The organism is Janthinobacterium sp. SUN073 (genome assembly GCF_030397665.1).
In the GTDB taxonomy this organism is placed as follows: Bacteria; Pseudomonadota; Gammaproteobacteria; order Burkholderiales; family Burkholderiaceae_D; genus Janthinobacterium.
Genome location: NZ_JAPUBT010000006.1, coordinates 207,501 through 234,391 on the forward strand (window position 1 = coordinate 207,501; position 26,891 = coordinate 234,391).

The window sequence follows — 26,891 nt, forward strand, 5'->3', positions numbered from 1 at the left end:
CGCGGCACAGGAGAAAAGGATGCATGACTACATCATCTGCATGCATGACGACACACAAGCATCTGTTTGCACCGGCCAGGCCAGTGCAGCCACACTTGTCAGGCTATCTACTTGTGCAAGCTGAAAGTATAGACGATGCGAAAAAATTCTTGCTGGGCAACCCTGTACTGAACGCGGGTGGCACGCTGGAAATCCGCACACTGCCGCGCGACTGATGCGGCATGGCTGGCGCCTATTTTCCTGCCTCGGCGGCGGCATGCATGGACCAGACGACGCTGAGGATTTTCCATTCGCCGTCGCGCTTGACCATTTGCCACGCTTCCACGCCATAGTTGGACAATGTGTCGCCGACGAGGAATTCGTAGTCGAAGTTGACCCACGCCACATGGCGGTCCTGGGTGATCTTGACGTTGTAGAATTTTTCTTCCGTGCGCTGCGGTTCGCGCTTGATGAAGTTGGCGAAACCGATATAGCCGGCCGCCGCGACGCCGTCAAAGTGGACGTCCGTCGTGTCACGCATTTTCTTGATGAAAGCGTCGTCGGCCGGCGAGGCGAACAGGATGTTTGTGTGCAGCATCAGCGACGACAGCAGCTTGACATCCTTGGCGATCAGGGCCGCCTGGAAGTCGGCGACGACTTTTTCGATGGCGCGCATATCTTCGGGCGTGGAGGCGTGGCGGCCCACGTGGGCTGGCGCCGCTGGCGCAGTCTGCGCTGGCGCCATGCCTGCCGCCAGCAGGGAACATCCGAACAGTACTGCACTGGCCAACTTGTGCATGGGGGACTTTCATGGCGAACCGCTCGCCGGGCTGACACGGGGCGTGCCGTCGGCAAGCTTATGTCAACCATGGCAGATTGGCAACCCCTCTGAAGGCCTGATTCAGGCGGCCAGGGCTTCGATCGAGGCGCGGCCCTTGGCGATCGCACTGGCGACGGCATCCTCGCCCATGGCCACGCCTTCGGCTTGCACGAACTCGATGTCGGTGATGCCTATGAATCCCAGCGCCGTGCGCAGATAGGTGCTCAGGTAGTCATACGCGGCGCCCGGGCCTGCGCTGTAGACGCCGCCACTGGCCGTGAAAATAACCGCTTTCTTGCCCGTGGCCAGGCCGACGGGGCCCGTCGCCGTGTACAGGAAGGTGCGGCCCGCGCGCGCCACGTGATCGATCCACGCCTTCAGGGTCGAGGGCACGGAAAAGTTGTACATGGGCGCGGCCAGCACCAGCACGTCGGCGGCCAGCAATTCGTCGACCAGGGTATCGGACAGTTGCACGGCGGCGGCCGCCTGCGCGCTGCGCTGCTCTGCCGGGGTGAAGAAGGCGCCCATCACCTGTTCCGTCAGGTGCGGCACGGGTTGCGCGGCCAGGTCGCGCTCGACCACGCTGGCGCCTTGCGCGGCCAGTTTCGCCACGAATTCGCCCGACAATTGGCGTGACAGGGAACCGCTGTTGCGCACGCTGCTATTGATGTACAAGACCTTGCTCATGAATTGCTCCTGTGGAAATGGATGAGGGGATGGGCCACGTCGCAGCCCTTGCACACAGCATAGTTCGGGTCTACCATCGATGAAACCGCATAAATATCAATGATTAGCATCGAATTTTTAGATAGGGAGTTTCCATGAGAGAACCGGGCCAGCCTTCGCTCGACCAGTTACGCGTGTTTGTCGCCGTCATCGACGCGGGCGGCTTCGCCCATGCTGCGCGCCAGCTGCACCGCACGCAGTCGGTGATCAGCTACACCATCGCCAACCTGGAAGAACAACTGAATGTGGTGCTGCTCGACCGCGGCAAGCGCAAGCCCACGCTGACGGACGCGGGCAAGGCCCTGCTGGCCGATGCACGTGCCGTGGCCCTGAAGGTCGATGGCATGCGCGCGCGCGCCAAGGCGCTGGCCGGCGGACTGGAGGCGGAAGTATCGGTGGTGGTCGACGTGATGTTCCCCACCTGCGTGCTGGTGCGCATTCTGGAAGCGTTCCAGGCGCAGTTCCCCACCGTCGCCCTGCGCCTGCGCATCGAAGCCATGGGCGCCGTGGCGCAGCTGGTGATGGATGGCAGTTGCCACATCGGCCTCGGTGGCTGGATGACGGCCACGGCCAGCGTCTTCGAGCGCCTGGCCGTCGGTCACGTGCGCCTGATTCCCGTGGCCGCACCCAGCCACGCGCTGGCGCAGCTGGCAGGGCCGATCGCCTCCAACGTGGCGCGCGAACACGTGCAGCTGGTGCTCAGCGACCGCAGCGACCTGACGCAGGGCCAGGATTTCGGCGTACTGGGATTGCGCAACTGGCGCCTGGGCGACCTCGGTTCCAAGCACGCCTTGCTGCGCGCGGGCCTGGGCTGGGGCAACATGCCCGAAGCGATGGTGCGCGAAGATTTGACGCAGGGACGGCTGGTGCACCTGCCGCTGGCCGTCGACAATGGCGAGAATTATCCGATTTACCTGATCCAGCGCGCCGACACGCCGCCCGGCCAGGCGGGCAAGTGGCTGACGGAGCGCTTTGCGGAGCAGCTGCCGCTGCTGGAACAAGTCTTCTAGAAGCGCGCGCGGGCGGGTATCATGCGTGGGCAAGCCCCAAACAACTGCTGGGGTCAGACCCGACGGGATCGCAACCCGTCCCATTGGGACGGGTTGCCCCCCGATTTCAGACACAACCTTGAAGAGATTCACCATGGCCGGCATCGACGACTTCGTCAACAAACAGAAACCAGGCGCGCGCTTCGTCATCACGGCGCAGATGCTGCGCATGACGCCGCAGCAGTTCGACTCGCTGGCGCAGGAATGGATGGAAGACGGCGGCCCCGGCTTCGACGTGGCCGGCATCCCGCACCGGGTGGTCATCGATGGGCAGTTTTATATCGGCAGGATCACCGTGCAGCGGCACGGCGACCCGGCCTAAGGGCTAACGGTCTAATCGACGCCCAGCACGTGCAGGCGGCGGCGCAGGCGCGCCACTTCTTCCGACAGATCGACCACCAGCGCGGCCAGTTCGGCGTTCGCATCGAACACGGATTCGATTTCGTGCAGGCGGCGCGCGCGCACCAGATCCAGGCTGGTGAAGCGCCAGGCCGTCAGCTGCCCCGCCGGCGGGCCATTTTGCAGCAGCACGCCCGTCTGCACATGCCGCACCACCCAGTCCGGCTCCACGGCGCAGGCGCGCGCCAGTTCCTCCAGGCTCAGGGCTCGATCTTCGAGCAGTTCGCCAATTACCTTGTTTGTCATGATTTACCCTCCCAGCTTCTGGCGCGGATTGAAAGCCATCTCGCGCGCCATGGTTGCATACAATTCGCGCGCCTTGTCATCGTTCGCCGGCGGCAGCACCACTGCCAGCAGCAGATACAGGTCGCCCGGCTGGGCGGCGGGGATGCCGCGCCCCTTCAGGCGCAGCTTGCGTCCCGTCTGCGAATTGGGCGGCACGCTGACGGCCACCGTGCCCGATGGCGTGGGCACGGCGATTTCGCCGCCCAGCGCCGCTTCCCATGGCGTGACGGGCACCGTCTCGAACACGTCGCGCCCTTCCACCTTGTAGCGTGCATCGGGCTGGAAGCGGATTTCCAGATACAGGTCGCCAGCGGGCGCGCCGCCGCTACCGGGATTGCCCTGCCCCTTCATGCGCAGCTGCTGGCCCTCCGTGACGCCTTTCGGTATCGTCACTTCGAGCGTGCGCTCGCGCGTCACCACGTGGCCTTGCGCATCCGCTTCGGGCACGCGCATGACGATGTGGCGCTTGGCGCCGTGGTAGCTGTCGTGCAAATCGATGGTGATGGCGGCGTGGCTGTCCTCGCCCTGCATATGGAAACTGCCGCCGGCGCGGCGGCGCCCGCCCACGTGGGCAAACAGGTCGGCAAAGAAGTCGCTGTCGTCGGCGCCCGACGATTCGTAGCCCGAACCCCAGTCCGGCGGCGGCCGGAATGGTTGGCCCTGCGCACCCTGGTTGCGGCCCAGTTCATCATAGGCGGCGCGCTTTTCCGCGTCGCCCAGCACGCCGTAGGCCTCGTTCAGGGCCTTGGTACGCTTGTCCGCGTCCGGTTCCTTGCTCACGTCGGGATGGTATTTGCGTACCAGCTTGCGGTACGCCTTCTTGATCTCGGCCTCGGTCGCCGTTTTCTCGACGCCAAGCTCCTTGTAGTAGTCCTTGTATTCCACCGCGCTTGCTCCCCATGGTTGAACTGCCTGTGAGAAGAGTACACGAATTGGCGCCGACGGCGCGTGCACACAATACAACACCGCCCGCGGGACACGGGTCGCGCGGGCGGTGCATGTGGCAGCAAAAAAAGGCTTAGCGCACGCGGCGCAGCGAAGAAATCTGGTTTTCCATGCTGTTCAGGCGACCGTATTCTCCCGGCCCGATCACTTCGCAGTGGCCGCGAAAGTGCGCATCGCTGCACACTTCCCACTGGCCCTCGTTGACGATGATGGACGAGGCGCGGTCATTGAAGTTGTAGCGCACCAGTTCTTCCGCATCGCGGTCCAGCGCCAGCGGTTCGCCGCGCATGCCCGCTTCGGGGAACAGCATGACGGCGCCGCGTTGCTGGTACTGCGGCTGCTGATACTGCGGCTGCTGGTAAGGCTGCTCGTACTGCTGCTGGCGGCGCGCTTCGCGCTCGTCGACCATGCGCGCCGAGGAGACGCGCCCATCGAGGCCGCGTCCCAGGTCGTCGTGACGGCCAGGCCCGAAGATGCGGCACACGCCGTTATAGTTCGAGTCGCTGCACAGCTGCCAGTAGCCATTGTTGATGACGATGCTGGTGGTGCGGTCGTTGAAACCGATGCTGACGAAATCGTCCGTATCGCGGTTCAACCGCGCCGAGCCGCCATTCTGGCCCGCGCCCGAATACACTTCCAGGCTGCCGCCACGGCCATAGCCGCCGTTGCCGCGATCTGGATCGCGTCCCGGGCGTCCCGGATTGTAGCCATCGCCGCGGCCCGCCTCGCGCACCGAACTGATAGCATCGTTCATGCCCGGCATCGAGCTGTACTCCCCTGGCCCCAGGGTCTTGCATCTGCCACGGAAGCCGGAATCGGTACATACATCCCAGGTCCCTGAACGCACCAGGATGCTCGACACCTTGTCATTGAAGCCAAAGCGCGACAGATCGTCCGTCGTCTCGCGCAGGTTCACCGCGCGGCCGCGGAAATTATCATGCTCGAACAGGGTGATATCGCCCGCATGGGCGCTTGCATGCGCCCCCAGCGAGAGCAGCAAGGTCGCCGCGCATGCCAGCGTGTGTTTGAAAGGGCCCGTCATGATTAACTCCATTCTTCATTCTTTGGTGATGATTTGCCTGGCTGTTGCGCCAGGGTGCTAGTGTAACAAATACAAGGCCACGGGAAAGCGCGATAACGCGCTCGATATCACACGTTCAAGTCACGCGCAAGAGCATCGCGCCCCACGGACAAGTGATCGGCATGACAACTGCTGTCAGTGTAGCCATCCGTAGAAAAAACGGTGTAACAAAGTATGGGAAAAGCACAATAAATTGTTACTAAAAGCAATCACAGGCCGCACGAAGCCTGTGATTGCCATTTGCCTGGTATCCGCGCACAGCGATCAGCGCACGCCCGGGCGCCTGGGGCGCCGCGTCGGACAAGCACGGCGAATGCCAGTAGAATATTGTATTTAGTCAAGGTTGCTGCCTATGCCACACACCACATCGTTCACCCTGCCCGCCGTCCGTACTGAAATTTCTTCGCTGTGGAAGCTGGCGTGGCCCATCCTGATCGGCCAGCTGGCCACCGTCGGCATGGGCGCGGCCGACGTCGCGATGACGGGGCATACGAATCCCGAGGAACTGGCGGCCGTGTCGCTGGGCGCGGCCATCTGGTCCATCGTGCTGGTCACCGTGAGCGGCATCATGATGGCGATCAATACCTTGGTGGCGCATGAAATCGGCGCCGCGCGCCACGACCAGGTGCCGCACATCGTGCGCCAGTCGCTATGGAAGGCGCTGCTCGTCGGCCTGGTGGCCTGCCTGCTGACGAACATGGCGGCGCTGGTGTTCGACCACCTGATGCTCGAACCCGCCGTCGCGGCCAAGGCCAAGCTGTTCGTGCACATCATCAGCTGCGCGCTGCCGCCGTTCGCCGCCTACCGCGCGCTGTACGGCTACAGCACCAGCATCAACCAGACCAAGCCCGTGATGGTCATCGCGCTGGCCGCGCTGGCGCTCAACATTCTCGTGAATTACCTGCTGATCTACGGCCACTGGGGCATGCCGAAGATGGGCGGCGTGGGCTGCGCCGTGGCCACCACCTGCTGCGTGTGGATGATGCTGCTGGCCATGCTGGCCTGGATCAGGATCGCGCCCGCCTACCACGCCACGTATCCATTCACGCACTGGGAATGGCCGCAGCCGTCGTCCATCGGCCCCATGCTGCGCCTGGGCCTGCCCATCGGCGTGACCTACTTTGCCGAAGTGAGCGCCTTTGGCGTCATCAGCCTGCTGGTGGCCCGCTTCGGCGTGATCCAGGTGTCGGCGCACCAGATCGCGCTCAATTTCTCGTCCGTCGTCTTCATGGTGCCGCTCACTTTCGGCATCGCGCTGGTGACGCGCGTGGGCCATGCCGTGGGCGAGGCCAATTTGCGCCGCGCACGTTTCATTTCGTGGGTGGGCGTGGCCATGTCGCTGACGGCGGCCATCGTCTCGGCCACCGTCATCACGGTCTTCCGCCACCAGATCGCGCAAGCCTATACGTCCGATCCGCAGGTCCAGGAACTGTGCGCGCAGCTGCTGCTGTTCGCCGCCCTGTTCCAGCTGTCCGACGCTACCCAGGTGGCCACTTCCTGCGCCATTCGCGGCTACAAGGTGACGCGCCAGCCGATGCTGATCCAGCTACTGGCGTTCTGGGGTTTCTCGCTGCCCATCGGCTATGTGTTGGGCCTCGCGCCGCAAGGCTTCATCTGGTCGCCGGCCGAACCGATGGCCGCCGCCGGCTTCTGGATCGGCCTCGTCACGGGCTTGACGGTGGCCGCCGTGCTGCTGACCTGGTACTTGAACCGGCTGTCGCTGCAGCGCCTGCGCGCCGCCCGATAAACCAGCAAGGAAACCGCCATGCCGCAACAACGCCCCTTCAGGCAAGTCGATGTCTTCAGCACAGTGCCCTTCTTGGGTAATCCGCTGGCCGTGGTGCTCGACGCGAATGGCCTCGATGACGCGCAGATGCAGGCGATCGCACGCTGGACCGGCCTGTCGGAAACCACCTTCGTGCTGGCGCCGCGCGATCCCGCCGCCGATTACCGCGTGCGGATTTTTTCGCCCGAGATGGAATTCCCGTTCGCCGGCCACCCGACCCTGGGCACGGCGCATGCCCTGCTCGATGCGGGCATGCGGCCCAAGGGCGCGCGCATCGTGCAGGAATGCGGCGTTGGCCTGGTGCAGATAGAACGCGGCGCCGGCGGCGTACTGGCGTTCCAGGCACCGCCCTGCACCACGCGCGCGCTTGTCCCCGCGCTGCTGCCGCTGCTGCAAACGGCGTTGGGCGACGCGGCGGCCGCTGGCGGCACCGTCGTCGACATGGGCATCCGCTGGCTGTGCGTGCCGCTGCCAAGCGCCGCGGCCTGCCTGGCCGTCCATGCCGACATCGCGGCGCTGACGGCATTGCTGGCGGCGTCAATGGCTGACGGACTGGCCCTCTACGGCGCGCACGGCGCCGGCGGGCCGGCCGATTACGAAGTGCGCGCGCTGCTCAGCGAGCACGGCGCGCTGGTCGAGGATCCCGTCACGGGCAGCGCCAACGCCTGCATCGCGCACCTGCTGGCAGGCGCCGACTACCGCGTGCGCCAGGGCACCTGTCTGCAGCGCGACGGCCGCGTGTCCGTCAATTTCCGCGATGGCCACGCCTGGATAGGCGGCGCATGCCTGACCGTGATAGAAGGTACGATATTGGCCTGAACGGGACAGGCGCCATGGAATGGGCGGCTGCGGGATATTTTTGACGAAGGAAATACGGCCAGAAACGGTTTATTCCGTGGCCGGGGCTATCGCATAAACAGGCATGCTCTGGTATCGTCTTACGCTTAGGCAACGCTCAAGCTCGCCTTTACATGCAGTGCCCTTCCCCTTCCAACTACCGAGACATCCATGCGTTTTATTCTTTGTTTTCTGGCCGCGATGGCCAGCGTTCCCGCATCGGCTGAAAAGCTGACCCTGGAACGCATCCACGCCGATCCGGCGCTGGCCGGCCCCGGCGTGCGCAACCTGAAGGTCTCGCCCGACGGCGAGCGCGTCACGTTCCTGCGCGGCCGCGCCGACAACCAGTTCCAGCTCGACCTGTGGGAATTCAAGCTGAAGGACAAGAGCACGCACCGCCTGGTCGACTCGAAGGCGCTGGTGCCGAATGAAACGATTTCGCCCGAAGAGCAGGCGCGCCGCGAACGCGAGCGCACGGCCAGCCTGAACGGCATTCTCAGCTACAGCTGGTCGCCCGATGGCAAGCAGCTGCTGGTGCCGCTGGCCGGCAATCTGTATCTGGTCGATGTGGCCCACCCGGACCAGGCACGCCTGGTCGCCAAGGGCAATGTGCTCGATCCGAAAATTTCGCCGAAAGGCCGCTACGTGTCGTTCGTGCGCGACCAGAATATTTATGTGATCGACCTGAAGTCGGGCCAGGAACGCCAGCTCACCACCGATGGCAAGGGCACGATCCGCAACGGCGAAGCCGAATTCGTGGCACAGGAAGAAATGGGCCAGCGCACCGGCTACTACTGGGCCCCCGACGATTCCGCCATCGCGTATAAACGCTTTGACGAAGCACCCGTGCCCGTCGTGCGCCGCTTCGAAATCTTCGCCGACCGCACCGACGTCGTCGAGCAGCGCTACCCTGCCGCGGGCGACCCGAACGTGCTGGTGCAGCTGCTGATCGTCTCGCCGGAAACGGGCGCGCAGCGCCAGGTGGACCTGGGCACAAACCCGGACATCTACCTGGTGCGCGCCGACTGGAGCGCGGACAGCAAGTCGCTGGTGTACCAGCGCCAGTCGCGCGACCAGAAAACCCTCGATCTGGTGGCCGTCGATGCCGGTACTTTGGCGCAGCGCACCCTGCTGACGGAAACGTCCAAGACCTGGGTCAGCATCCATGACGACCTGCGCTTCCTGTCGAACGGCACCTTCCTCTGGTCGTCCGAGCGCACGGGCCGCAACCATTTGTACCTGTACGACATGGGCGGCAAGCTGCTGCACCCGGTGACTTCCGGCGAATGGGGCATCGACAGCGTGCTGGCCGTGAACCAGAAAACAGGTAAAGTGTTCGTCGCGTCGAACCGCGATGCGGTGATCGACAAGCAGACCTACGCCCTGGCGCTGGACGGCAGCATGGCCGACAAGCCGCAGCGCGTGACGAAAGCCGCTGGCTGGCACGACACGACGTTCTCGCGCAATGGTGAAGTATTTGTCGACACCTACTCCGACCCGGCCACGCCGCCGCAAGTGAGCATCCGCCGTCCGGACGGCGCCATGGTGGGCTGGCTGGAAGAAAACGCGCTCAACGCCAGTCACCCATATTTCAAGTACAAGGCCGATCACCTGCCGACCGAGTACGGCACCCTGAAGGCCAACGATGGCCAGACCTTGCACTATTCCATCGTCAAGCCGTCGAACTTCGACGCCAGCAAACGCTATCCCGTCTACCTGTCGACGTATGGCGGCCCGCACTCGCAGCACGTGGCTCGCCGCTGGGGCAACAACTTCGACCAGTACATGGCGCAGCAAGGCTTTGTCGTCTTCCGCCTGGATAACCGCGGATCGTCGCGCCGCGAGCGCGCCTTCACGGACGCCATCTACCATAACCTTGGCGCAGCTGAAGTGGCGGATCAATTGGTGGGCATCAACTGGCTGGGCAAGCAAAGCTTCGTCGATCCGAAGCGCATCGGCGTATTTGGCTGGAGCTACGGCGGTTTCATGACCCTGCGTTTGCTGTCGGCTGCCTCCGACAAGATCGCCATGGGCGTCTCGGTGGCCCCCGTGACCGACTGGTCGCTGTACGACACCCACTACACGGAGCAATTCCTCGGCATGCCGAAGGAAAACGTGGACGGCTACAAGGCCAGCACCGTGTTCGCCCACCTGGACGGCCTGAAGTCGCCGCTGCTGCTGGTGCACGGCATGGCCGACGATAACGTCTTGTTCAGCAACAGCACGCGCTTGATCGACGCGCTGGTGAACCGCGGCGTGCAGTTCGACCTGATGACGTATCCGGGCGCCAAGCACGGCATCTCGTCGCGCGCGGGCCAGCGCCACGTGTACAGGAAAATTGAGATGTTCTTCAAGCAGAACCTGATGAAGCCAGCACAGTAAGCTTGCGCTGCATCCAATAAAAAACCGCCGCCTGTCTTGCGACAGGCGGCGGTTTTTTACATTATTGCTGCCAGAATTATGGCTTGCGGGTTACCGTTTCCACCGCATCTTTCACATCGCCAACTTTCTTCTGCACTTTGCCTTCAACCTGGTTTGCCAGGCCCTTGGCTTGCTGTTCTTCGCTGCCGACGACTTTGCCAGCGGCTTCCTGGATTTTACCGCCGACTTCCTTCAGTTTACCTTCGACTTGATCTTTGTTCATGATGGATCCTCACTGTAGTTGGTACATCTGTTGTCCAGCCCGCAAGGGCCGGTACTGCGGCTCACACGCTGTTGCAAACTGCTTGCTGCGTGTCGATGTGTCCATAGTACGCAGTGGGGATCAAAGGCTCTGTACGGTTCCTAACACAGTGCCAACATCGTCGATCAGGCCGTCAAATCCTTACGCCACACGGTGGCCAGCCACGGCTGCTGGTCGCGCGGCAAGCCGGGTGGACGGTAGTACTGCTCGATCAAGGTAAAACCGGCGGCCTGCACGTACGCGGCCCACGTCGCTTCGTCGTGATAGCTGCCGTAACGCGCGCCATTCCAGCCTTCCTGGTTCTGCCCGCGCGGATTCGAGCTGAACAGTACTCCACCGGGCTTCAAGCAGGAATACAGGGCGCGCAGCACGCCGGGCAAGGCGGCGCTGGGCACGTGGAACAGCACGGCATTCGCGAACACGCCGTCGAAGTGCGCGGCGGGCAAGTCGAGGTCGACGAAATCCTGCTGCCACACGGTGCAGCCGCTGTAGGCACGCGCCATCTCGACGAAGCGGGGGCAGCCATCGACGCCTGTGGCGTGGTGCCCCATGGCCGTGAACGCCTTCAGGTCGCGGCCGGGGCCGCAGCCCAGGTCGAGGATATCCAGGGGCGCGGGCCGGCCGATGGCGGCCAGCAGCGCGGCGATGTTCTGGCTGACGTCATGGTCGCGCGTGCCTTCGAAAAACTGCTCGGCGCTGGCATCGTAATGGGCCAGCGTGCGCCCCGTGATGGCGTGGATGGGGTCTTGCGGTGGGGTCGGCTTCATGGCGCTCCTGTCATCGATGGGCGCATTTTACGCTGCCGGCCGGCTCACAGGCGGCAGCGTCAACCTCGGCTACCAGACGCGCACGCGCTGCTCCGGCGCCAGGTACAGCTGCTGCCCCGGCTGGACGTCGAAGGCCGGATACCAGGCGTCGAGGTTGCGCACGGTGGCGGCGCGGTATTGCGCCGGCGCATGGCCATCGGTGAGGATTTGCTGGCGCGCCGCCGCTTCGCGCGCCTTGCTGCGCCAGCTGACGCCGTAGCCGATGAAGAAATCGCGGTCCGCGTCCGCCTGCGCCGGCTTGCCCTGCCGCGACAGCGTGAACGCATCATGCGCGGCCGCCACGCCGGCCAGATCGGCCAGGTTTTCGCTCAGGGTCAGCTGGCCATTCACTGCCAGGTCGGGGAACGGTTTGTAGGCCGCGAACTGCGCCACCAGCTGCTGGGATGCCGACTGGAAATGCGCCAGGTCGGCCGGCGTCCACCAGTCGCGCAACTTGCCCTGGGCGTCGAACTGAGCACCCTGGTCGTCGAAGCTGTGGCTGATCTCGTGGCCGATGGTGGCGCCGATGCCGCCATAGTTGGCCGCATCGGACGCTTGCGGGTCGAAAAACGGCGGCTGCAGGATGGCGGCGGGGAAATTGAGCGCATTTTGCAGCGGCAGGTTGACGGCGTTGACCAGCTGTGCCGGCATGGCCCAGGCCTTGCGGTCCGGCGACAGGCCCAGCTTGGCCAGTTCCTGGCGATAGTGAAACTGTTCCGCCCGCTGCACATTGCCCAGCGCATCGCCGCGCACCACGCGCAAGCCCGCATAACTGTCCCACCGCTCGGGATAGCCCACGCCCACGTACAGGGTCTTGAGTTTTTCCTGCGCCTGCGCCTTGGTGGCCGGCGCCATCCAGTCCAGCTTGTCGATGCGGCGCGAGAAGGCGGCGACGATATTCGTCACCATGTCTTGCACGCGGGCTTTCGATTCCGGCGGGAAATAACGTTCCACGTACAGCTTGCCGACGGCGTCGCTCAGGGCCGCGTTGGTTGCCGCCAGCGCCCGCTTGCTGCGCAGCGACTGCTGCGGCGTGCCGCTCAGGGTGCTGCCGTAGAAGGCGAAGCGCTGCTCGGCGGCCGCCTTCGGCAGAATCGTGCTGAAATGGTTGATGGCGTGGAAAGCCAGGAAATCCTTCCAGGTGGCCAGCGGCACGCTTGCCACCAGCGCGGCGCTGCCCGTCATGGCCGTCGGATGCCAGACGATGAAATCCGTCTGCTGGCCCAGGCCGGCCGCCTGGAAGAAGGCTTTCCAGTCCAGGCCCGGCGCCTTGCTGGCGAAGTCGGCGGCGCGCCACGCGTTATTGCCCTTGGCAACATCGGCCGAATCTTCGCGGCTGGCGTGGCTGGCGGCAATCTGCTGTTCCAGCGCAAACACGCGTGCGGCGCGGGCCCGCGCATCGCTGTAGCCGGCCTGCTTGAGCATGGCGGCGATATGCGCCTGGTAGCCCGTGCGCAAGCCCTGCATGCGCGCGCTGTCGCCTTGGTAAAAGGCGCGGTCGGGCAAGCCCAGCCCGCCCTGCAGCAAATAAGCCACATTGCGGGTGGTGTCGTTCAAGTCTTGCGCCACCCACAGGCCGAACAGGTTTTCCGTATAAAAATTGGTGGCGTTGAGCGGGTCGACATCGGCGCGCAAGCTCTCGCCCAACGCGCGGGCCAGGCCCGCCTGGTCGCGTATGCCATTGATCTTGCTCAATAGTGGCTTGATCGGCGCCCAGCCTTTCGCTTCGATAGCCGCTTCATCCATCCAGGAACGGTAAAAATCGCTGACCTGGCGCGCGGAGGCATCCGCCTGTGGCGCCGCCGCCAGGCCTTCGACGAGGCCGATGATGCGCTCGTTGGTGGCGTTGGCGAGCATGGCGAACGAGCCCCAGCTGCTGCGGTCGGCGGGAATCTCCGTGCTGCGCAGCCAGTCGCCATTCACGTAGTCATAGAAATCGTCACCAGGCAAGACTTTGACGGGGACAGCGGCAGTGGCGCCGGCGGCCTGGCCATGCGCCTGGGCCGGCAAACCGGCCAGCGAGACGCCGGCCAGGGCGAGGACGATGGCAGCCTGGACTGGCGTCCGGAACCAGGAAAAACGCAAACCGTGCATGGCGATCCTTTCGATGAAAACAAGAAAATCATAGCCTGAAATCATACCTTTTTTGGGCCCAAAAACCGTCACTAAACTTTTTTGCATGCGGACAAAAAATCGGCCTATAGTTTCACGACCCCGTGCCGCGTGTACGCCAAGGAGATTGCCATGCAACTGGAAGCGCTGTTCCAGCAACCCCACGCCCTGCCTGCCGCCCCGAAGATCGTCAATGAACTGGTGCGCAGTTTCGACAACCCCGCCATTGCCACCGAGGACATCGCGCGCCAGCTGGGAGCAGACCCGGTGCTGAGCGCCAAGCTGCTGCGGCTGGCCAACTCGGCCTATTACCACGTCTCGCGCAGCATCGGCACGGTGGAAGACGCCGTGCTGATGCTCGGTTTTGTGACCGTGCGCACCCTCGTCATCAGCTCGGGCCTGGTCAGCGGCTACAAGACTGTGCCTGGCCTGAATCTGCCGCAGTTCTGGCGCTACAGTCTGCACAGCGCCGTGTCGGCCCGCTGGATCGCCAGGCAGACGGGCGACAACCAGGACCTGGCATTCACCATCGGCATGATGCATGCGATCGGTCAACTGGTGATCCATGCCGCCATGCCCGAGCAAGCCATGCAGCTCGACAAGATCGCGCCGCCGCTCGATGCGCGCCGGCTCGATGCGGAACGGGTGTCGCTGGGCTATGACTATGCGCAAGTGGGCGCCGAACTGACGCGCCGCTGGAAGTTCCCCGCCACCTTTGCCGAGGCCATCGCCGCCTTTCCCGATCCGCTGGCCAAGGCGCCTTTGAACCGCCTGGCCGCCATCGTGCACCTGGCCTCCTGGCGCGCGCGCATCGAGGAAAATGCGTTGAGCAATGAAGAAATCATCGCCTGCTACCCCAATGAAGTGGCTGAAGCGCTCGGTTTACCGCCGTCCGTGCTGGTGGACAGGATGCCGCCGCCTGCCGAACTGAGCGCTGGGCTGGAAGAACTCGTCAAATAAACCGATCGCAGCCGGAATCGCCATCCCAGTATCCATGCGGGTTTTGCGGGCGATTCCGGCAGCCAGCCAAAACTATTCACATTATTTTCACTTTTTTTTCAAAAACACCCTCAAGTTCCCGCTGAACCTGCCGCTAATCTGGACAAGCGGTAATCCATTCACTAGTTACGGGTGTGCTCATGACCTCCAACGACGTTCTCTCGATGTATGAAAATATTGCAGGAATGACCAACAAAATGGTCGTGGCCGCACGTTCGAGCGACTGGGATGGCTTGGATACCCTGGAAAACCAGTGCGCCAGCGTCGCCAGCGCGACCAAGACGGGCAGCATGCCTGCCCAGGCCGGCGCCTCGCGCCTGCGCAAGATCGACTTGCTCAAGCAAATCCTGGCCAATGACCGCGAAATCCGCGCCATTACGGAACCGTGGATGACGCAGCTGTCGAACATCATGCCAGGATCGCGCGCCCGCATGTAAATAAGCAAGCTTGCCATGCCAGAAACGATAAAAGCACCCGAGGGTGCTTTTTTTACGTCTGCCGCCGTGCCAGGGAGTGCGCCATCTGCGACACTCAAAAAGCCAGGAGGGGAAATTTGGAAGGCGAACCCCAGGTATCTCCTGGCGTCGCCTCGCTGCCGGTTGCATCCGGCGTTCGCGAGCACATCGTCGGCATCGCAAACCGCTTCCAGTCCCAGGCGTTTATGCAACGCTACACCTGTTTTGCCGCGCCACACTATCGTTGGTGACTGCGACAGGCTGGGGCTGTTTTGTCGTAGAGCAAGTCCACTGAGTTAATCATATCACCATCTTTGAAAAATAGGCAACACGATGGAACAGCATTTTTCTGTCTTTTTTGAATATCTTTTTTTATATCAATTTTTTAGCGCGACCTTGCAGCAGCATTAACGCGAGAACGGCTCCGTTTCCGGCTGGGCGGCCGGCCCTTCCTCCACCGCCTCCGTCAGCACCGGCACCTCTTTCTTGCGGCCGAACGGCTTGCGCAGCAGAACCCAGTATTTCGACGGCGCACCCGGCCCCGCCGCCTGCCTGCGCTTGCGCACGACATACACGATCGCCGCCGTCAACAGCAGGAAGGCCAGAGTGCCAAACCCCAGCCACAGCAAGCCATTGCCGCCCGCTGCCTTGCCCTTGTCCTTGTCGGCTGCCGGCGCCGCGTGCAGGGGCTTGGGCTTGGCATGCGGCGCCTCCGCCTCGGCCGGCGCGGCAGCCGGCGCCACGGCATCGGTGGTGGCGGCGGGCAGCGCCAGCGCTTTTTGCAAGGCGCCGATCTTGCCTTCCAATTCACCGAGCTTGTCATTCAGGGCCGCGTTTTTCTCATCCAACGCCACGCACGCTTGTGCCTGCCCAGCATCTGCCTGGGGCGCGCAGGCGGCGACGGGCGCCCTGGCGCGGCGCAATGGCGGCGGACGCAGCGCGGGAGCGGCCGGCGCAGGCACGGCAGGCGGCGGCACGAACACGCGCGCCGGACGCACCAGCCCCTCGGCGCGCGCGCGGGCTGCCAGCGCGGCGGCATCGGGCGGCGGCGCGCCGGACGCAGCGCGCGGCAGCGGCGCAGGCACGGGCGCCGGAATGACGGGCCTGATCGGCGCACTGGTAGCCGCAGCGGCAGCGGCGGGCGGTGCCGGCGTCAGCCACAGCGTACCGAGACGCACGACGGCGCCGCTACCATTGCCCAATAACAAATACAAATGCACATGACCCGCCTGGATCGCTTGCCGGGTAGTCACGCGCACATACTGCCGCCCACCGCGCTCCAGCGGGCTGATCGTCAAGGTTTGCAAGGCCGGCTCCATGCCGATGCCGCCGCCCCGGTACACATCGGGCGAGGCCAGGCGCACGGCCACGCCGCCAGCCTCTTCTGGAGTCAGGGCCGTCAGTTCAATCTCGGCCAGCAAGGGCTGCCCCACATGCGACAGCACCGCCATCTCGCCCAGTTCGGCAGCCATCACGGGCGGCAAGGCCAGGCTGGCGGCGGCGCACGCGATCAGGGACCAACGGGGAACAATGCTGCTTTGCATGGACTGATCGCTTTGATAACAAGATAGGAAGGGGAACTCGTCTGTCATTAACGGCAGGAAATCGCAAAAATATAGATGGGCCAGGGCAAAAATGATGCAATACAGCATCATCCTGTGTCTTTTTGACGTCTGGAGTACACTCGATCCACCTCCATCGATGAAAGGGATGCCATGAGTAGCAGAATCGAACGCGACAGTTTCGGCCCGATCGACGTACCCGCCGACCGGCTTTGGGGAGCGCAAACGCAGCGCTCGCTTGAGCACTTCCATATCTCCACGGAAAAGATGCCGCCTGAACTGATCGCCGCCCTGGCCACCGTCAAGCGCGCGGCCGCCCACGTCAACCTGGACCTGGGCCTGTTGGATGGCAAGAAGGCCATCGCCATCACGCAAGCGGCCGACGAAGTGCTGGCCGGCAAGCATGACGCGGAATTCCCGCTGGCCGTCTGGCAGACGGGCTCTGGCACGCAAAGCAATATGAACATGAATGAAGTGCTGGCCAACCGCGGTTCCGAGCTGATCGGCGGCTTGCGGGGAGAAGCGCGCCTGCTGCACCCGAACGACGACGTCAACCTGGGCCAGTCCTCGAACGACATCTTTCCCACCGCCATCCATGTGGCGGCTGCGCTGGGCGTCGCCAACACGGTCTTGCCGCCGCTGCGCCAGCTGCGCGCCACGCTCGACGCGAAAGCCACGGAGTTTGCCGACATCGTCAAGATCGGTCGCACGCATTTGCAGGATGCCACGCCCTTGACCCTGGGCCAGGAATTTTCCGGCTACGTGGCACAGCTGGACTTCGCCGAGCACATCATCACGGCAGCGTTGCCGCCGCTGCTGCAGCTGGCCGCTGGCGGCACGGCCGTGGGCACGGGCTTGAATGCCCACGTGGAATTTGCCGGCCGCATCGCGGCCGAACTGGCGCGCCTGACGGGCCAGCCGTTCGAGACGGCCAGCAACAAGTTTGCCGCGCTGGCCGCCCACGATGCGCTCGTCGCCGCCCATGGCGCGCTGAAAACCCTGGCCACGGCGCTGATGAAAATCGCCAACGACGTGCGCTGGATGGCGTCCGGCCCCCGTTCCGGCCTCGGTGAAATCACCATCCCTGAAAACGAGCCAGGCAGTTCCATCATGCCGGGCAAGGTCAATCCCACCCAGTGCGAAGCACTGACCATGCTGTGCTGCCAGGTGTTCGGCAACGACGTCGCCATCACGGTGGGCGGCGCCTCGGGCAATTTCGAGCTGAACGTCTTCAAGCCCTTGATCGCGCACAACTTCCTGCAAAGCGCGCGCCTGCTGGGCGACGGCATGCGCAGCTTCGACGAGCATTGCGCGCACGGCATCGCGCCGAACCATGGTCGCATCGCCGAACTGATGGAGCGCTCCCTGATGCTGGTCACGGCGCTGGCGCCCCACATCGGCTACGACAAGGCGGCGCAAATCGCCAAGCAGGCCCAGCATGAAGGCACGACCCTGAAGCAAGCGGCGCTGGCCCTGGGCTATGTAACGGAAGAGCAATTCAGTGCGTGGATCGTGCCACTGGCGATGACGCAGCCCAACAAAAGCTGACTTCCACCCTGCATTGCTGGCGGCTTCAGGTAAACTACGAGTTAGTTGAGGTCGTCATCAAGTGTTGAAAACACATCATTGCAATAAGGGATACAATGCAAAAAGTAAGCTTTGATTTAACATCCGAGTTCGTCGAGCTGAACCAGCTGTTGAAGCTGGTCGGCTTGTGCGACAGCGGTGGCGCAGGCAAGGTCATGGTCGATAGCGGCGTGGTGAAGGTCGATGGCAAGAAGGAATTGCGCAAGACCGCCAAGATCCGCGCCGGCCAGGTCGTCAGCGTGGGCGATATCCGTATCACGGTCGTCGCTCCCGCCTGATCCCGGCATGGGGTGCGAAAGCAGCCCCATGCGTCCAGCCAGCACCGCTGCCAGCCCGGCTGCCCTAGTCAAGCTGCGACACGTCGTTATTGTCAGATAAATATCGATTGCAGAAGGGGAGCGCCATGGACCAGCCCGAACAAGGTACGCGCAGCCAGGAACGCCTGATCGGCGACTTGCGCCAGGTAATAGAAAACGCGGAAGAATTGCTGCGTAACACAGACAAATACACCAGCAGCCTGTACCAGAGCGCGCGCGCCAGGCTGCAACTGGCCCTCGTCGCGGCCACGGCCGAACTGGCCCGCTTTGAAGAAGAGCAAGTCACGCGCATGATGGACGCCACCCTGGCCGCGAACGCCCTGTACCGCGATCAGACAGGCGAAGCGCGCCTGCTGCGGGCCTTCGAGTAACGAGTTACGCCGTCAACACGGCATGCGCCAGCCACTGGCGCAAATGTGTCGCCAGGTCGAATGCCGGGTCCCGCTCGAACGCCACGTCGAGCGCGGCGCCAAACGTTTGCCCCTGCTGCAACACCAGCAAGGCCGCATGCGCGGCCGCATCCACTACCAGCACCTGCGTCTTCCAGTGCGGCCGGCATACCAGTGCCCAGCTCGCCACCTGCATGTCTTGCGGAAACCTCCCCGGCCCTTCGCTTTGCCCATCACCTTCCTGATGCGCCTGCCACAAGGCCGCCACTTGCCAAGTTGATGCCAGCAAGGCGCAAGCGGGATGCAGGCTAAAACGGCGCGCTTCGAGCTGATCGGGGTGCAGGGCGGCCAGCGACTCGGGCGCCAGCACTTGCGCATCGGCCGCGTAATGGGCCAGGTGCATGGCCCATTCCAGGCGCGCCATGTCCGGCAGATAGGGCAACTCGGCCGCAGGCGGAAAACTGGCCAGAAAATCGGCGAAACGGGCGCCAAACTGCTTCAAGTCGGCGCTATCTGACGGATACTGGCGGCCGTACGCGCGCGCCAGGCCGCCAAAGAATTCCTCGCCCACCAGCGCCAGCACGACGGGATAGGCGTGGCCCAGGGTACGGCGCCAGGTGGCGCTCAAGTTGCCGCGGCACAAAGAGAAACGCTCCGATACCGACTCTCCCGCGAACGATGGCAACGTTGCCGTAGTATCGAGCAAGGCCGTGGCAAACGCATGCTGGCCGGCCGCCAGCGCGTCAAGCGACACGGGCGGTGGCGGTGGCAGCACCGGCCCCCCATGCCATGGCGAATGTTGCTCGTGCTGCGCCAGCATCGCTTGCGCCTTGTCCGCTTCGCCCAGCAGAATATCGAGCGGCGGCAAATCCGTGTCCCATTCGACCAGGGTGGGCACGGCGCCAAAGCGCAGCAAGGCGGCCGCATACAAGTCCCAGACGGGCTCGGCCACGGCGGCGCCATGGTGATCGATCACGGCGTGCGGCATCAGCAAATGGCCGCCCAGGTGCAGCTCGCCCACGCTGCCCGGCGCGATGCTTTGCATGGCAAGCAGGGCGTCTTCGCCGTGGTTGCACTGGTTCACATACAAGTTGTTGATATCGAGCAGCAGCCCGCAGCCGCTGCGGCGCGCCAGTTCCGCCAGGAATTGCGCCTCGCTCATGGCATCGTCGGCAAAACGCAGGTAAGTGGAGACATTCTCCAGCAAGATCGGCCTTTTCAGCACATCCTGCACCCTCCCCACTCTGGCGCACAGTAAATCCAGGGCCGCGCCATTCAAGGCCAGCGGCAACAGATCATTGAGTTGCTGCTGCGCCACGGCACCCCAGCTCAGGTGTTCCGACACGAGGGCCGGCTCGATGCGCTCCACCACGGCGCGCACGCGCTGCAAATGGGGCTCGGAAAAGCCCCGCGCGGAACCCAGGCCCAGACCCACGCCATGCAGGCTGATCGGGTAATCCTGGCGCAGGGTTCGCAGCACATGACTATCCCAGCCCGATGGCTGCAGATAATTTTCGGTATGTACTTCCAGCCAGCCAACCTTGGGCCGGCGCGCCAGAAAATCGCGGTAGTGCGCGGCGCGCAGGCCGACGCCGGCAAGCGCTCGAAGTGGCTGCGGCATGGGCAAGCGGCGAGAGCTTACGGCTGCGTGGCCGGTTTGGCGGCCTTGCCGGCCTTGATGGGCTTGACGGAGCCGCCCGCCTGTTCGCACGTGCCCTTGGCAACATAGGTCCATTCCGTGGGCAAGTTGTCCGCCTCCGCCTGGCCCGCGCAGGAATGCGCACCGTCGGACGAGGCGCAATCGTTCTGCCCTGCCTTGGCGACGCCGTAGCATTTTTCCTTGTCGCCAGGGGCGGGGCCATCGTGCGCGGTGGCGTTGACGGTGGTGCCGGCGCAGAGGCCCGCGAGGGCGGCGGCGATGAGAGCTTGACGTTTGTTCATGGGGATTCCTCTTGCATGGATCAAAGTAATGGCACGCCCCAGGCTGCACTATGGGCAACGCGAGGTGATGGACGTCATTTTACTGAATCGGCCGTGCCATGGCGAACCATGGTCAATTAGTCAACTTGACAGGAGCAGGAAATAGGCGGAGAGACAGACAAACACGCCCACTCTCCACCGTCGATGACGGTGGTGTGGGCATGGGCACGGCAAAGCGCCAGACGGGCGCTACAGACCTGCGCTCAGGCTGTCGTGTTGATGCGGTTACCGAGGTGAGCCGGCAGACTCGGCGCCGACTGTATCGGTGGTAACGCTTGCAGCAAGGCAGTGGCAGTCAAACTTTGAATATCCTGGGCTTTTTTCAGGACAGCCAAACCGACGGCTTGCCGTGTGCCTGTCTCCGCCATCGTGGTTGACAGTTGAGCAATGCTTCCGACGTCCATACATTTCTCCAATGAGGTTCTACCAGTATTAACGGATGGCCGCGGCAAACCTTTAGCTTATTTTTCCAGCTTATTTTCCAACTGCAGCAGCAGCCAGGCCAGCACGTGCTCGCGCGCATTCAAGTCCAGCCATTGCACGCCCTCGCGCAAGTCGGCCGGCGCCGGGCTGTCGGAGGCGACGGCGATCACATGCGGGTCATGCGGATACAGAGGTGCTTGCCCCACTTCCGGGCGGAATACTTCCAGCTTGGGAATGGGGTCCGTCTTGAAACCTTCGACCAGGGTCAGGTCCGCCGGCCCCATGCGGGCCAATTGCTGCGCCAGGCTCGGTTCCGGCGCGCCGCGCAGTTCATGCACGATGGCAAACCGGTACGGCGACGCCACCAGCACTTCCGCCGCTCCTGCCAGGCGCAACCGGGCGCTGTCTTTTTGCGGCGGTTCCAGCGCCAGGTCATGGTGGCTATGCTTGACCAGGTTGACGCGCAAGCCCCGCGCCGCCAGTTCCTTCACCACAAATTCCAGCAGGGTCGTCTTGCCGCTACCGGAACGGCCGATCACACCCAGTACCGGGTGGGCGGGCATCGCATCGTGCATGATCACTCCTTGATTGAGAAGCAGTGATTATACGCAGCCCTACCGGCGCCGGCGCCCGGCGCGGGCGCCATGCATTGCCCGGCTCATTGCCCAACTCAGGCGGGCGCCGGTTTGCCACCCTGCCGCCGGCGCCGGCCCGCCGGCCCGGGCGCTGCCTGCGCATTCCTGGCCCAGCGCGCCAATTGCCGATGCGCAGCGATCACGCCCGCCTCGGCATCGGATTGCACGGGCACGGCGGCAACGGCAGCCATCTCGCCGGCCTGCTCCAGCGGGGCGAAGTCGTGCGCCCGCACATCCGCTTTCCATGCGGCCCGCTGCGCTGGCACCGTAGCGGGCACGGCCGGCGCCGCGCGCGGCTGCGCCAGGGTCAGCACGGCGCCCAGGCCGCTGGCGGACGCCACGCGCGCGCCCATCTGGGGCAAGCCGCCATCGGCGGCGCGGCAAAAGCGCTGCAGGATGGTTTTGATGATCGACGTGTGATCGACTACCTCGTGGCTGACGCTGCCCGGCGCGATCAGCGGCGACACCAGCAGCATGGGCACGCGCACGCCGTACTGGCGAAACGCGGGGTCGTCGTCGGCGGCGGCGGGCGGAGGCACATGGTCGAAAAAGCCGCCATGCTCGTCATAACTGAGGATCAGCAAGGTGCGCGGCCAGGCGGGACCGCGCGACAGGGCCTGGTAAACCTGCGCCACCAGCGCCTGGCCGGCGCGGATATCGGCCGGCGGGTGGTCGTCATTCTCAAAAAAATGCGGATCTATCCAGCTGACCGAGGGCAAGGTACCCGCCAGTGCATCGCCGATGAAGCCATAACGGCGCCCGCTGGAGCCGAAGGGCTCATACCACTCGGACGAGCGGTAATGATCGTCGCTGAAGGCCAAACTCCAGGGTTTCCAGGCGGAATAGAATTTCCAGCCGACCTGGGCCCGGTCCAGGTGGCGCACGAAGGACTTGTTCGCGTACAGGGGCACGCGCTTGCTGTCACGGCTGCCGGCCGCCTTGCCGCTGATGGCATACAGGCGGTTGGGCCAGGTGGCGCCCGGCACGGAACTGTAGCAGCGGTCGCAGACGCAAAACTGTTGCGCCAGGAAATCATACATGGGCAAATCGGCCGCATTGTAGTAACCCATCACCAGGTCGATGTCAGGGTCGCCCGGATGCGTTTGCGCATAGTCGTCGACGAAGCCGCCGTTATTGTTTTGCAATTGCTGCGCCACCGACAGGCCCGTATGCGACGGGTCTTGCTGCGGGCCGAAGGCCGTGCGCCGCAAATGGTGCACAGGATACGTCACGCCCGCATGGACGTTGGCATGACTGGCCTGCAAGCCGTCGATGTCGGTGCGCCCCCCTTCCAGGCTCAGGTAGCCCAGCATGTGGTCGAACGAGCGGTTTTCCATCATCAACACGACGATATGCTCGATGCGCGCCAGGTTTTCCGGCGCATCCGCATCAAGCACACCCTCATCGGCAGCAGCAATCATGGGAACTCCCCGGCCGCGCACACGGGCGCAGCGACCCTGGTTCGACCAGGCCAGGCCAGGTTGGTTCAGCTATGGTGGCCCGGCCTTGATGCACAACAAGTCAATACGGCACGCGGTAGCGGTAGCCCTTGAAACTGAAGATGGCCGCCTTCGGCTGCAACTTTTCCAGCACCAGGCCGGGCGCCAGCTCTTCGCCCTCGTGGCGCAGCACCTTGTCGATCAGCAACAGACGGTCGGCCGGATTCTTCGAATAGATATAGCCGCCGATGGCAATGGCGGGGATTTGCCGTTGTATCGGCTCGGGCAGGTCGCGCATGCCGGGTACGCTTTCCTCGGCGGCGGGCGTGGGCGGCACTGCAGGCGCCGGGGCCGCAACGGGCGGCGACACGACCTGGCCGGGCGTCTCCTGCTTCGGTTCCGCCACGGGCCTGGCATGGTGCACGGGCGCGGCGGTGGCCGCTGGCGGCACGGAGGCCGCCACAGGCGCGGGTGCGACCGCCGCTGGCGGGGCAGCCACGGGCAAGGGAGCGGGCACGGCCTGGGCCAGCACGGCTGGCACGACAGCAGCGGCCGCAGGCGCCGCCGCGTCCGCCTGCCAAGGCTGCCACAGCAGCAGTGCGGCAGCCACGGCCACGGCGACGCCGCCCAGCGCCAGCCACACGGGGGTGCGCCGCGCAGAAGCGGACGCTGCGCCATCATGCAACTGCACTTGCGGTGCGTGGATCGACGGCAACTCGCCCAGTTGGCGCTCGGCCTGCGATTTTTTCAATGCTTCAAGTATGTAGGACATCTTATTTCCCCGCCACCATCGCCGTCGCAGCGGGTGCTGCCACGGCAGGAGCTGCGCTGCTCAGGCGCGGCTCCGCGTTGTCACCCAGTTGCCTCAGGCGTATGTACGTTTTCGGACCCGCCAGGCCATCGGCCCGCAGGTTCTGGCTCTGCTGGAAAGCACGCAGCTGGCCTTGCATCTCGGCATCGAGCGGCAGATTGGCGGCCGGCGCCGGCAAGCCACGCTGCTGCGCCAGGCGCCGCGCCAGCCAGTCCACGTCGGCGCCGCGGGCACCCAGCGGCACTTCGTCGCGCCAGCTGCGCGGGGCGCGCCAGAAGGTCGTGAAACTGCCATCGCTGCGTTGCGCCAGCTGGGCCAGGGGCAGGCTGTGTGGTTTGCCATCAAGCATCAAGGTGGCCGTCTCGCCCTGCAAGCGCGTCAGCAGCGCCAGCTGTTCCCTACCCTCCCCGTCGCGCAGGGCCAGCATGGCGGGCGTATCCAGCACGCGCAGTTCGGCGATGCCGCCCCGGCTGTGCAGGCAGCGCAGGCCGGCGCGGGCGCCCGCCTGGCAAGCGTCGCCGGCCGGCAACTGCTCGCCCCACAGGGCGGCCAGCTGGCGCAGCATGGCGTTGCGGTCCAGCACCTTGGCGGGCGCGGCGGCGGCGGCCACCACGGGGGAGGCGGCCGGCACGGAGACGGCCACGGCAGGTGCAGCGGGCACGGCGGACGAGGACGGGGACGGCATGAAATGCCAGGCCAGCGCAGCCGTCACCAGCGCACCGGCCAGCACGCCACCGGCCACGTGCGGCCAGCGCAAGCCCCGTCCGGGAGCCGGCTTGCCCTCTTCGGCAAACACTTCCTCGGCGGCACGGCGCAATATCTGGCGCGTCACCTGCGGCTGGTTTTCCACGTAGGCGCCCAGCAGCGCGCGGTCGCACAACAGGTTGATGCGGCGCGGCACTCCCTTGCTCAAGGCATGGATCTGCGCCATCAGGCGCGGTGCGAACGGCGTCTGCGCCGTGCTGCCCGCCACGGCCAGGCGGTGGCGGACATAGCTGGCCGTTTCCTCGGCCGTCAGCGAGCCCAGGTGATAGCGGGCAATCACGCGCTGCGCCAGCTGTTCCAGCTCGGGCCGGGCCAGCATGGCGCGCAATTCCGGCTGACCGATCAGGATGATCTGCAGCAGCTTGCGCTCGCTCGTCTCCAGGTTGGTCAGCAAACGCAGCTGCTCCAGCACGGCGGTGGACAGGTTTTGCGCTTCGTCAATGATCAGCACATTGTTCTTGCCCTGCGCATGGCTGGCCAGCAAATGCGCATTGATGGCGTCGACATAGCCTTTCACGCTGGCCACGCCGGGCGCCACGGCGATGCGGAATTCCTCGCAGATCGACAGCAGCAATTCTTCGACGGACAGTTTCGGATTGAAGATATAGGCGAGCTGGCAATTGTCCGGAATCTGTTCCATGAAGCAGCGGCACACGGTGGTCTTGCCGGCGCCGATTTCTCCCGTCAGCAGCACGAAGCCGCCGCCGCTGCCCACGCCATACAGCAAGTGCGCCAGCGCTTCGCGGTGGCGTTCGCTCATGAACAGGTAGCGCGGATCGGGGGCGATCGAAAACGGCGATTGCTTGAGCTGGAAATAATGCGTGTACATGGAGACCCTGCAGATGAAACGATCAAAATGCGCGGCGGCAAGCCGAACCCCTCAGCGGGTGCGGGCGGGCGGCAACGGCTTGTATTTGGCGCAATACACTTTCGCCTTGCTACGGAAGTAGACGATTTTACTGCCAGGCACGGAACCACGGACAGGGAAGGCGGAATTGTCGAGTTTATTGAAACGCAGGCCCGAGGCGCTGCGGATGGCCGGTTCCAGCTTTTCCGGCGTCGAATCCGCCACCACGCCCATGAAGACGAGGGGGCTCGTGTCGTCACTGACGATCACGTCGGTAACGGGTGCGCCCCACAAGGTGGCGTCCGTGCGGAACCAGTAGGCGCCGCCTTCATGCTTGTAGGCGGGGCCGAAAGCCGTCAGCAAATAGGCATAGAAGGCCTTGTTGTCGATCTGGTCGATGCACAGCACGGCATTGCCCACCACTTGCCCGAACGTGGACGGCGCTGCCTTTTGCTGCGCCAGCACGCCGGACACGGGGACACCGAAGGCCAGCAAGGCGAACGCCGCCAGCAAGGCCGGCGCACGCCAGGGGCGCATCAATGAACGGCGCACGCGCATGATCAGCGCTTGCGCTCTTCTTTCTTGACCTTCTTGGCTTCCTTCTTTTCCTTCATGCTCTTGGCCGGTTCCTTCTTGGCTTCTTTCTTGCTGTCCTGTGCCTTGCTCATCATCTACTCCATGCTTGGGCGAAAATGCCTGGGCCATTATGACACTCCCCCATGAAAATGCCACCCGAAAAGCAAAACGGCCGCACAAGGCGGCCGTTCCGGTCAGGCATCAGCGCACACTCAGTGCAGGCACAGGCGGCGGCGCGTCTTTTCGATCAGCTCCGCATCGTAGGGATACAGGTTCTCGATAAAGAACAATTCCGTTTCCGCTTCATCTTCCAGGCACATTTCGAGCATGACCGGGCCATCGCTTTCACGGCCCAGGAAATCCTTCGGCCAGCGGTTCTTGCGGTGCGTGCGCATCATTTCCATGCCCAGCTTGGCCAGCGGCGCCGACACGCCGGCGGCCAGCGCCTCTTGCTGCCAGTCGTCCCAGTACTCGCTCTTTGCTGCCTTGTCGTTCATCATGCTCTTCCAACTCAGGTGTAAAAGGCGGACTTTACTCTTCATGGCGTCCCTTGCCAAGCATGCATACAAGCAATAGCGCAACACCAGACATAGACCAG

Annotated in this window: 30 protein-coding genes; 12 read left to right on the forward strand and 18 right to left on the reverse strand. The window is 64.2% G+C overall.

Going from position 1 to position 26,891, the window contains the following annotated elements; all coding sequences use genetic code 11:
• Positions 1-23: 23 nt before the first annotated feature.
• Entirely contained in the window at positions 24-215 is a 192-nt protein-coding gene (locus O0882_RS18010; RefSeq protein ID WP_289950178.1) for a hypothetical protein, read from the forward strand.
• A 17-nt stretch (positions 216-232) separates the two neighbouring features.
• Here O0882_RS18010 and O0882_RS18015 read toward each other — a convergent pair whose 3' ends face one another.
• Both O0882_RS18015 and O0882_RS18020 read right to left on the reverse strand, forming a co-directional pair.
• Positions 233-778, reverse strand: a complete 546-nt coding sequence (locus O0882_RS18015; RefSeq protein ID WP_289950179.1) for a nuclear transport factor 2 family protein — start codon at positions 776-778, stop codon at positions 233-235.
• Positions 779-880: 102 nt separating this feature from the next.
• On the reverse strand, positions 881-1,486 hold the full coding sequence (locus O0882_RS18020) for an FMN-dependent NADH-azoreductase (RefSeq protein WP_289950180.1): 606 nt from the start codon (positions 1,484-1,486) through the stop codon (positions 881-883).
• Between the two features lie 134 nt (positions 1,487-1,620).
• Between O0882_RS18020 and O0882_RS18025 the strand changes: the two genes are divergently transcribed.
• Positions 1,621-2,535, forward strand: coding sequence for a LysR family transcriptional regulator (locus O0882_RS18025; protein WP_289950182.1), 915 nt, complete (start codon positions 1,621-1,623; stop codon positions 2,533-2,535).
• Between the two features lie 133 nt (positions 2,536-2,668).
• Entirely contained in the window at positions 2,669-2,896 is a 228-nt protein-coding gene (locus O0882_RS18030) for a hypothetical protein (RefSeq protein WP_289950184.1), read from the forward strand.
• Between the two features lie 11 nt (positions 2,897-2,907).
• Here O0882_RS18030 and O0882_RS18035 read toward each other — a convergent pair whose 3' ends face one another.
• The 3 genes from O0882_RS18035 to O0882_RS18045 all read right to left on the reverse strand — a co-directional run bounded on the left by O0882_RS18035 (position 2,908) and on the right by O0882_RS18045 (position 5,245).
• A complete protein-coding gene (locus O0882_RS18035) occupies positions 2,908-3,219 on the reverse strand; it encodes a MerR family transcriptional regulator (RefSeq protein ID WP_289950186.1) in 312 nt (103 codons plus the stop codon).
• A gap of 3 nt (positions 3,220-3,222) precedes the next feature.
• Positions 3,223-4,143 (reverse strand): DnaJ C-terminal domain-containing protein, encoded by a 921-nt coding sequence (locus O0882_RS18040; RefSeq protein WP_289950187.1) that lies wholly within the window; start codon positions 4,141-4,143, stop codon positions 3,223-3,225.
• 133 nt (positions 4,144-4,276) lie between these two features.
• A complete protein-coding gene (locus O0882_RS18045; protein ID WP_289950189.1) occupies positions 4,277-5,245 on the reverse strand; it encodes a beta/gamma crystallin-related protein in 969 nt (322 codons plus the stop codon).
• A 391-nt stretch (positions 5,246-5,636) separates the two neighbouring features.
• On the opposite strand from O0882_RS18045, the gene O0882_RS18050 reads away from it, so the two are divergent.
• From O0882_RS18050 to O0882_RS18060, 3 genes are all read left to right on the forward strand, one after another.
• Positions 5,637-7,031, forward strand: coding sequence for an MATE family efflux transporter (locus O0882_RS18050; RefSeq protein ID WP_289950190.1), 1,395 nt, complete (start codon positions 5,637-5,639; stop codon positions 7,029-7,031).
• An 18-nt stretch (positions 7,032-7,049) separates the two neighbouring features.
• Positions 7,050-7,889, forward strand: coding sequence for a PhzF family phenazine biosynthesis protein (locus O0882_RS18055; protein WP_289950192.1), 840 nt, complete (start codon positions 7,050-7,052; stop codon positions 7,887-7,889).
• Between the two features lie 189 nt (positions 7,890-8,078).
• On the forward strand, positions 8,079-10,289 hold the full coding sequence (locus O0882_RS18060) for a S9 family peptidase (RefSeq protein ID WP_289950194.1): 2,211 nt from the start codon (positions 8,079-8,081) through the stop codon (positions 10,287-10,289).
• Positions 10,290-10,365: 76 nt separating this feature from the next.
• Here the strand turns inward: O0882_RS18060 and O0882_RS18065 are convergent, their stop codons facing one another.
• The 3 genes from O0882_RS18065 to O0882_RS18075 all read right to left on the reverse strand — a co-directional run bounded on the left by O0882_RS18065 (position 10,366) and on the right by O0882_RS18075 (position 13,490).
• Positions 10,366-10,551: a CsbD family protein gene (locus O0882_RS18065; protein ID WP_034759763.1), complete on the reverse strand. Its 186-nt coding sequence runs from the start codon at positions 10,549-10,551 to the stop codon at positions 10,366-10,368.
• A gap of 164 nt (positions 10,552-10,715) precedes the next feature.
• Positions 10,716-11,357, reverse strand: coding sequence for a class I SAM-dependent methyltransferase (locus tag O0882_RS18070; protein WP_289950198.1), 642 nt, complete (start codon positions 11,355-11,357; stop codon positions 10,716-10,718).
• A 69-nt stretch (positions 11,358-11,426) separates the two neighbouring features.
• Positions 11,427-13,490: a M13 family metallopeptidase gene (locus tag O0882_RS18075; RefSeq protein WP_289950200.1), complete on the reverse strand. Its 2,064-nt coding sequence runs from the start codon at positions 13,488-13,490 to the stop codon at positions 11,427-11,429.
• Positions 13,491-13,640: 150 nt separating this feature from the next.
• On the opposite strand from O0882_RS18075, the gene O0882_RS18080 reads away from it, so the two are divergent.
• From O0882_RS18080 to O0882_RS18090, 3 genes are all read left to right on the forward strand, one after another.
• Positions 13,641-14,468: an HDOD domain-containing protein gene (locus tag O0882_RS18080; RefSeq protein ID WP_289950202.1), complete on the forward strand. Its 828-nt coding sequence runs from the start codon at positions 13,641-13,643 to the stop codon at positions 14,466-14,468.
• A gap of 224 nt (positions 14,469-14,692) precedes the next feature.
• Entirely contained in the window at positions 14,693-14,944 is a 252-nt protein-coding gene (locus O0882_RS18085; RefSeq protein WP_354670277.1) for a flagellar protein FliT, read from the forward strand.
• Between the two features lie 116 nt (positions 14,945-15,060).
• A complete protein-coding gene (locus O0882_RS18090; RefSeq protein ID WP_170840554.1) occupies positions 15,061-15,213 on the forward strand; it encodes a hypothetical protein in 153 nt (50 codons plus the stop codon).
• Between the two features lie 156 nt (positions 15,214-15,369).
• Here the strand turns inward: O0882_RS18090 and O0882_RS18095 are convergent, their stop codons facing one another.
• Entirely contained in the window at positions 15,370-16,506 is a 1,137-nt protein-coding gene (locus O0882_RS18095; protein ID WP_289950208.1) for a hypothetical protein, read from the reverse strand.
• Between the two features lie 171 nt (positions 16,507-16,677).
• On the opposite strand from O0882_RS18095, the gene fumC reads away from it, so the two are divergent.
• From fumC to O0882_RS18110, 3 genes are all read left to right on the forward strand, one after another.
• Positions 16,678-18,072: a class II fumarate hydratase gene (fumC, locus tag O0882_RS18100; RefSeq protein ID WP_289950209.1), complete on the forward strand. Its 1,395-nt coding sequence runs from the start codon at positions 16,678-16,680 to the stop codon at positions 18,070-18,072.
• Between the two features lie 95 nt (positions 18,073-18,167).
• Positions 18,168-18,389, forward strand: coding sequence for an RNA-binding S4 domain-containing protein (locus O0882_RS18105; RefSeq protein WP_071079051.1), 222 nt, complete (start codon positions 18,168-18,170; stop codon positions 18,387-18,389).
• Positions 18,390-18,514: 125 nt separating this feature from the next.
• Positions 18,515-18,799: a hypothetical protein gene (locus tag O0882_RS18110; protein WP_086141002.1), complete on the forward strand. Its 285-nt coding sequence runs from the start codon at positions 18,515-18,517 to the stop codon at positions 18,797-18,799.
• 4 nt (positions 18,800-18,803) lie between these two features.
• On the opposite strand, the gene O0882_RS18115 is transcribed toward O0882_RS18110, so the two are convergent.
• The 9 genes from O0882_RS18115 to O0882_RS18155 form a co-directional block, all read right to left on the reverse strand.
• Complete coding sequence (locus O0882_RS18115) at positions 18,804-20,438, reverse strand: DUF692 family multinuclear iron-containing protein (RefSeq protein WP_289950210.1); 1,635 nt, start codon at positions 20,436-20,438, stop codon at positions 18,804-18,806.
• Between the two features lie 17 nt (positions 20,439-20,455).
• Positions 20,456-20,758, reverse strand: coding sequence for a DUF2282 domain-containing protein (locus O0882_RS18120; RefSeq protein ID WP_289950211.1), 303 nt, complete (start codon positions 20,756-20,758; stop codon positions 20,456-20,458).
• Positions 20,759-21,000: 242 nt separating this feature from the next.
• A complete protein-coding gene (locus tag O0882_RS18125) occupies positions 21,001-21,201 on the reverse strand; it encodes a YjfB family protein (protein ID WP_289950214.1) in 201 nt (66 codons plus the stop codon).
• A 57-nt stretch (positions 21,202-21,258) separates the two neighbouring features.
• The gene (gene mobB, locus O0882_RS18130; protein WP_116743428.1) at positions 21,259-21,795 is read right to left on the reverse strand and encodes a molybdopterin-guanine dinucleotide biosynthesis protein B; all 537 of its coding nucleotides are present in this window, start codon (positions 21,793-21,795) and stop codon (positions 21,259-21,261) included.
• A 95-nt stretch (positions 21,796-21,890) separates the two neighbouring features.
• Positions 21,891-23,276, reverse strand: a complete 1,386-nt coding sequence (locus O0882_RS18135; RefSeq protein WP_289950217.1) for an alkaline phosphatase family protein — start codon at positions 23,274-23,276, stop codon at positions 21,891-21,893.
• A gap of 100 nt (positions 23,277-23,376) precedes the next feature.
• Complete coding sequence (locus O0882_RS18140) at positions 23,377-24,066, reverse strand: general secretion pathway protein GspB (protein WP_289950218.1); 690 nt, start codon at positions 24,064-24,066, stop codon at positions 23,377-23,379.
• Position 24,067: 1 nt separating this feature from the next.
• Complete coding sequence (locus O0882_RS18145) at positions 24,068-25,699, reverse strand: ExeA family protein (protein ID WP_289950220.1); 1,632 nt, start codon at positions 25,697-25,699, stop codon at positions 24,068-24,070.
• 51 nt (positions 25,700-25,750) lie between these two features.
• Complete coding sequence (locus tag O0882_RS18150; RefSeq protein WP_289950222.1) at positions 25,751-26,275, reverse strand: hypothetical protein; 525 nt, start codon at positions 26,273-26,275, stop codon at positions 25,751-25,753.
• 230 nt (positions 26,276-26,505) lie between these two features.
• Entirely contained in the window at positions 26,506-26,793 is a 288-nt protein-coding gene (locus O0882_RS18155; RefSeq protein WP_099760345.1) for a hypothetical protein, read from the reverse strand.
• Positions 26,794-26,891 lie beyond the last annotated feature (98 nt).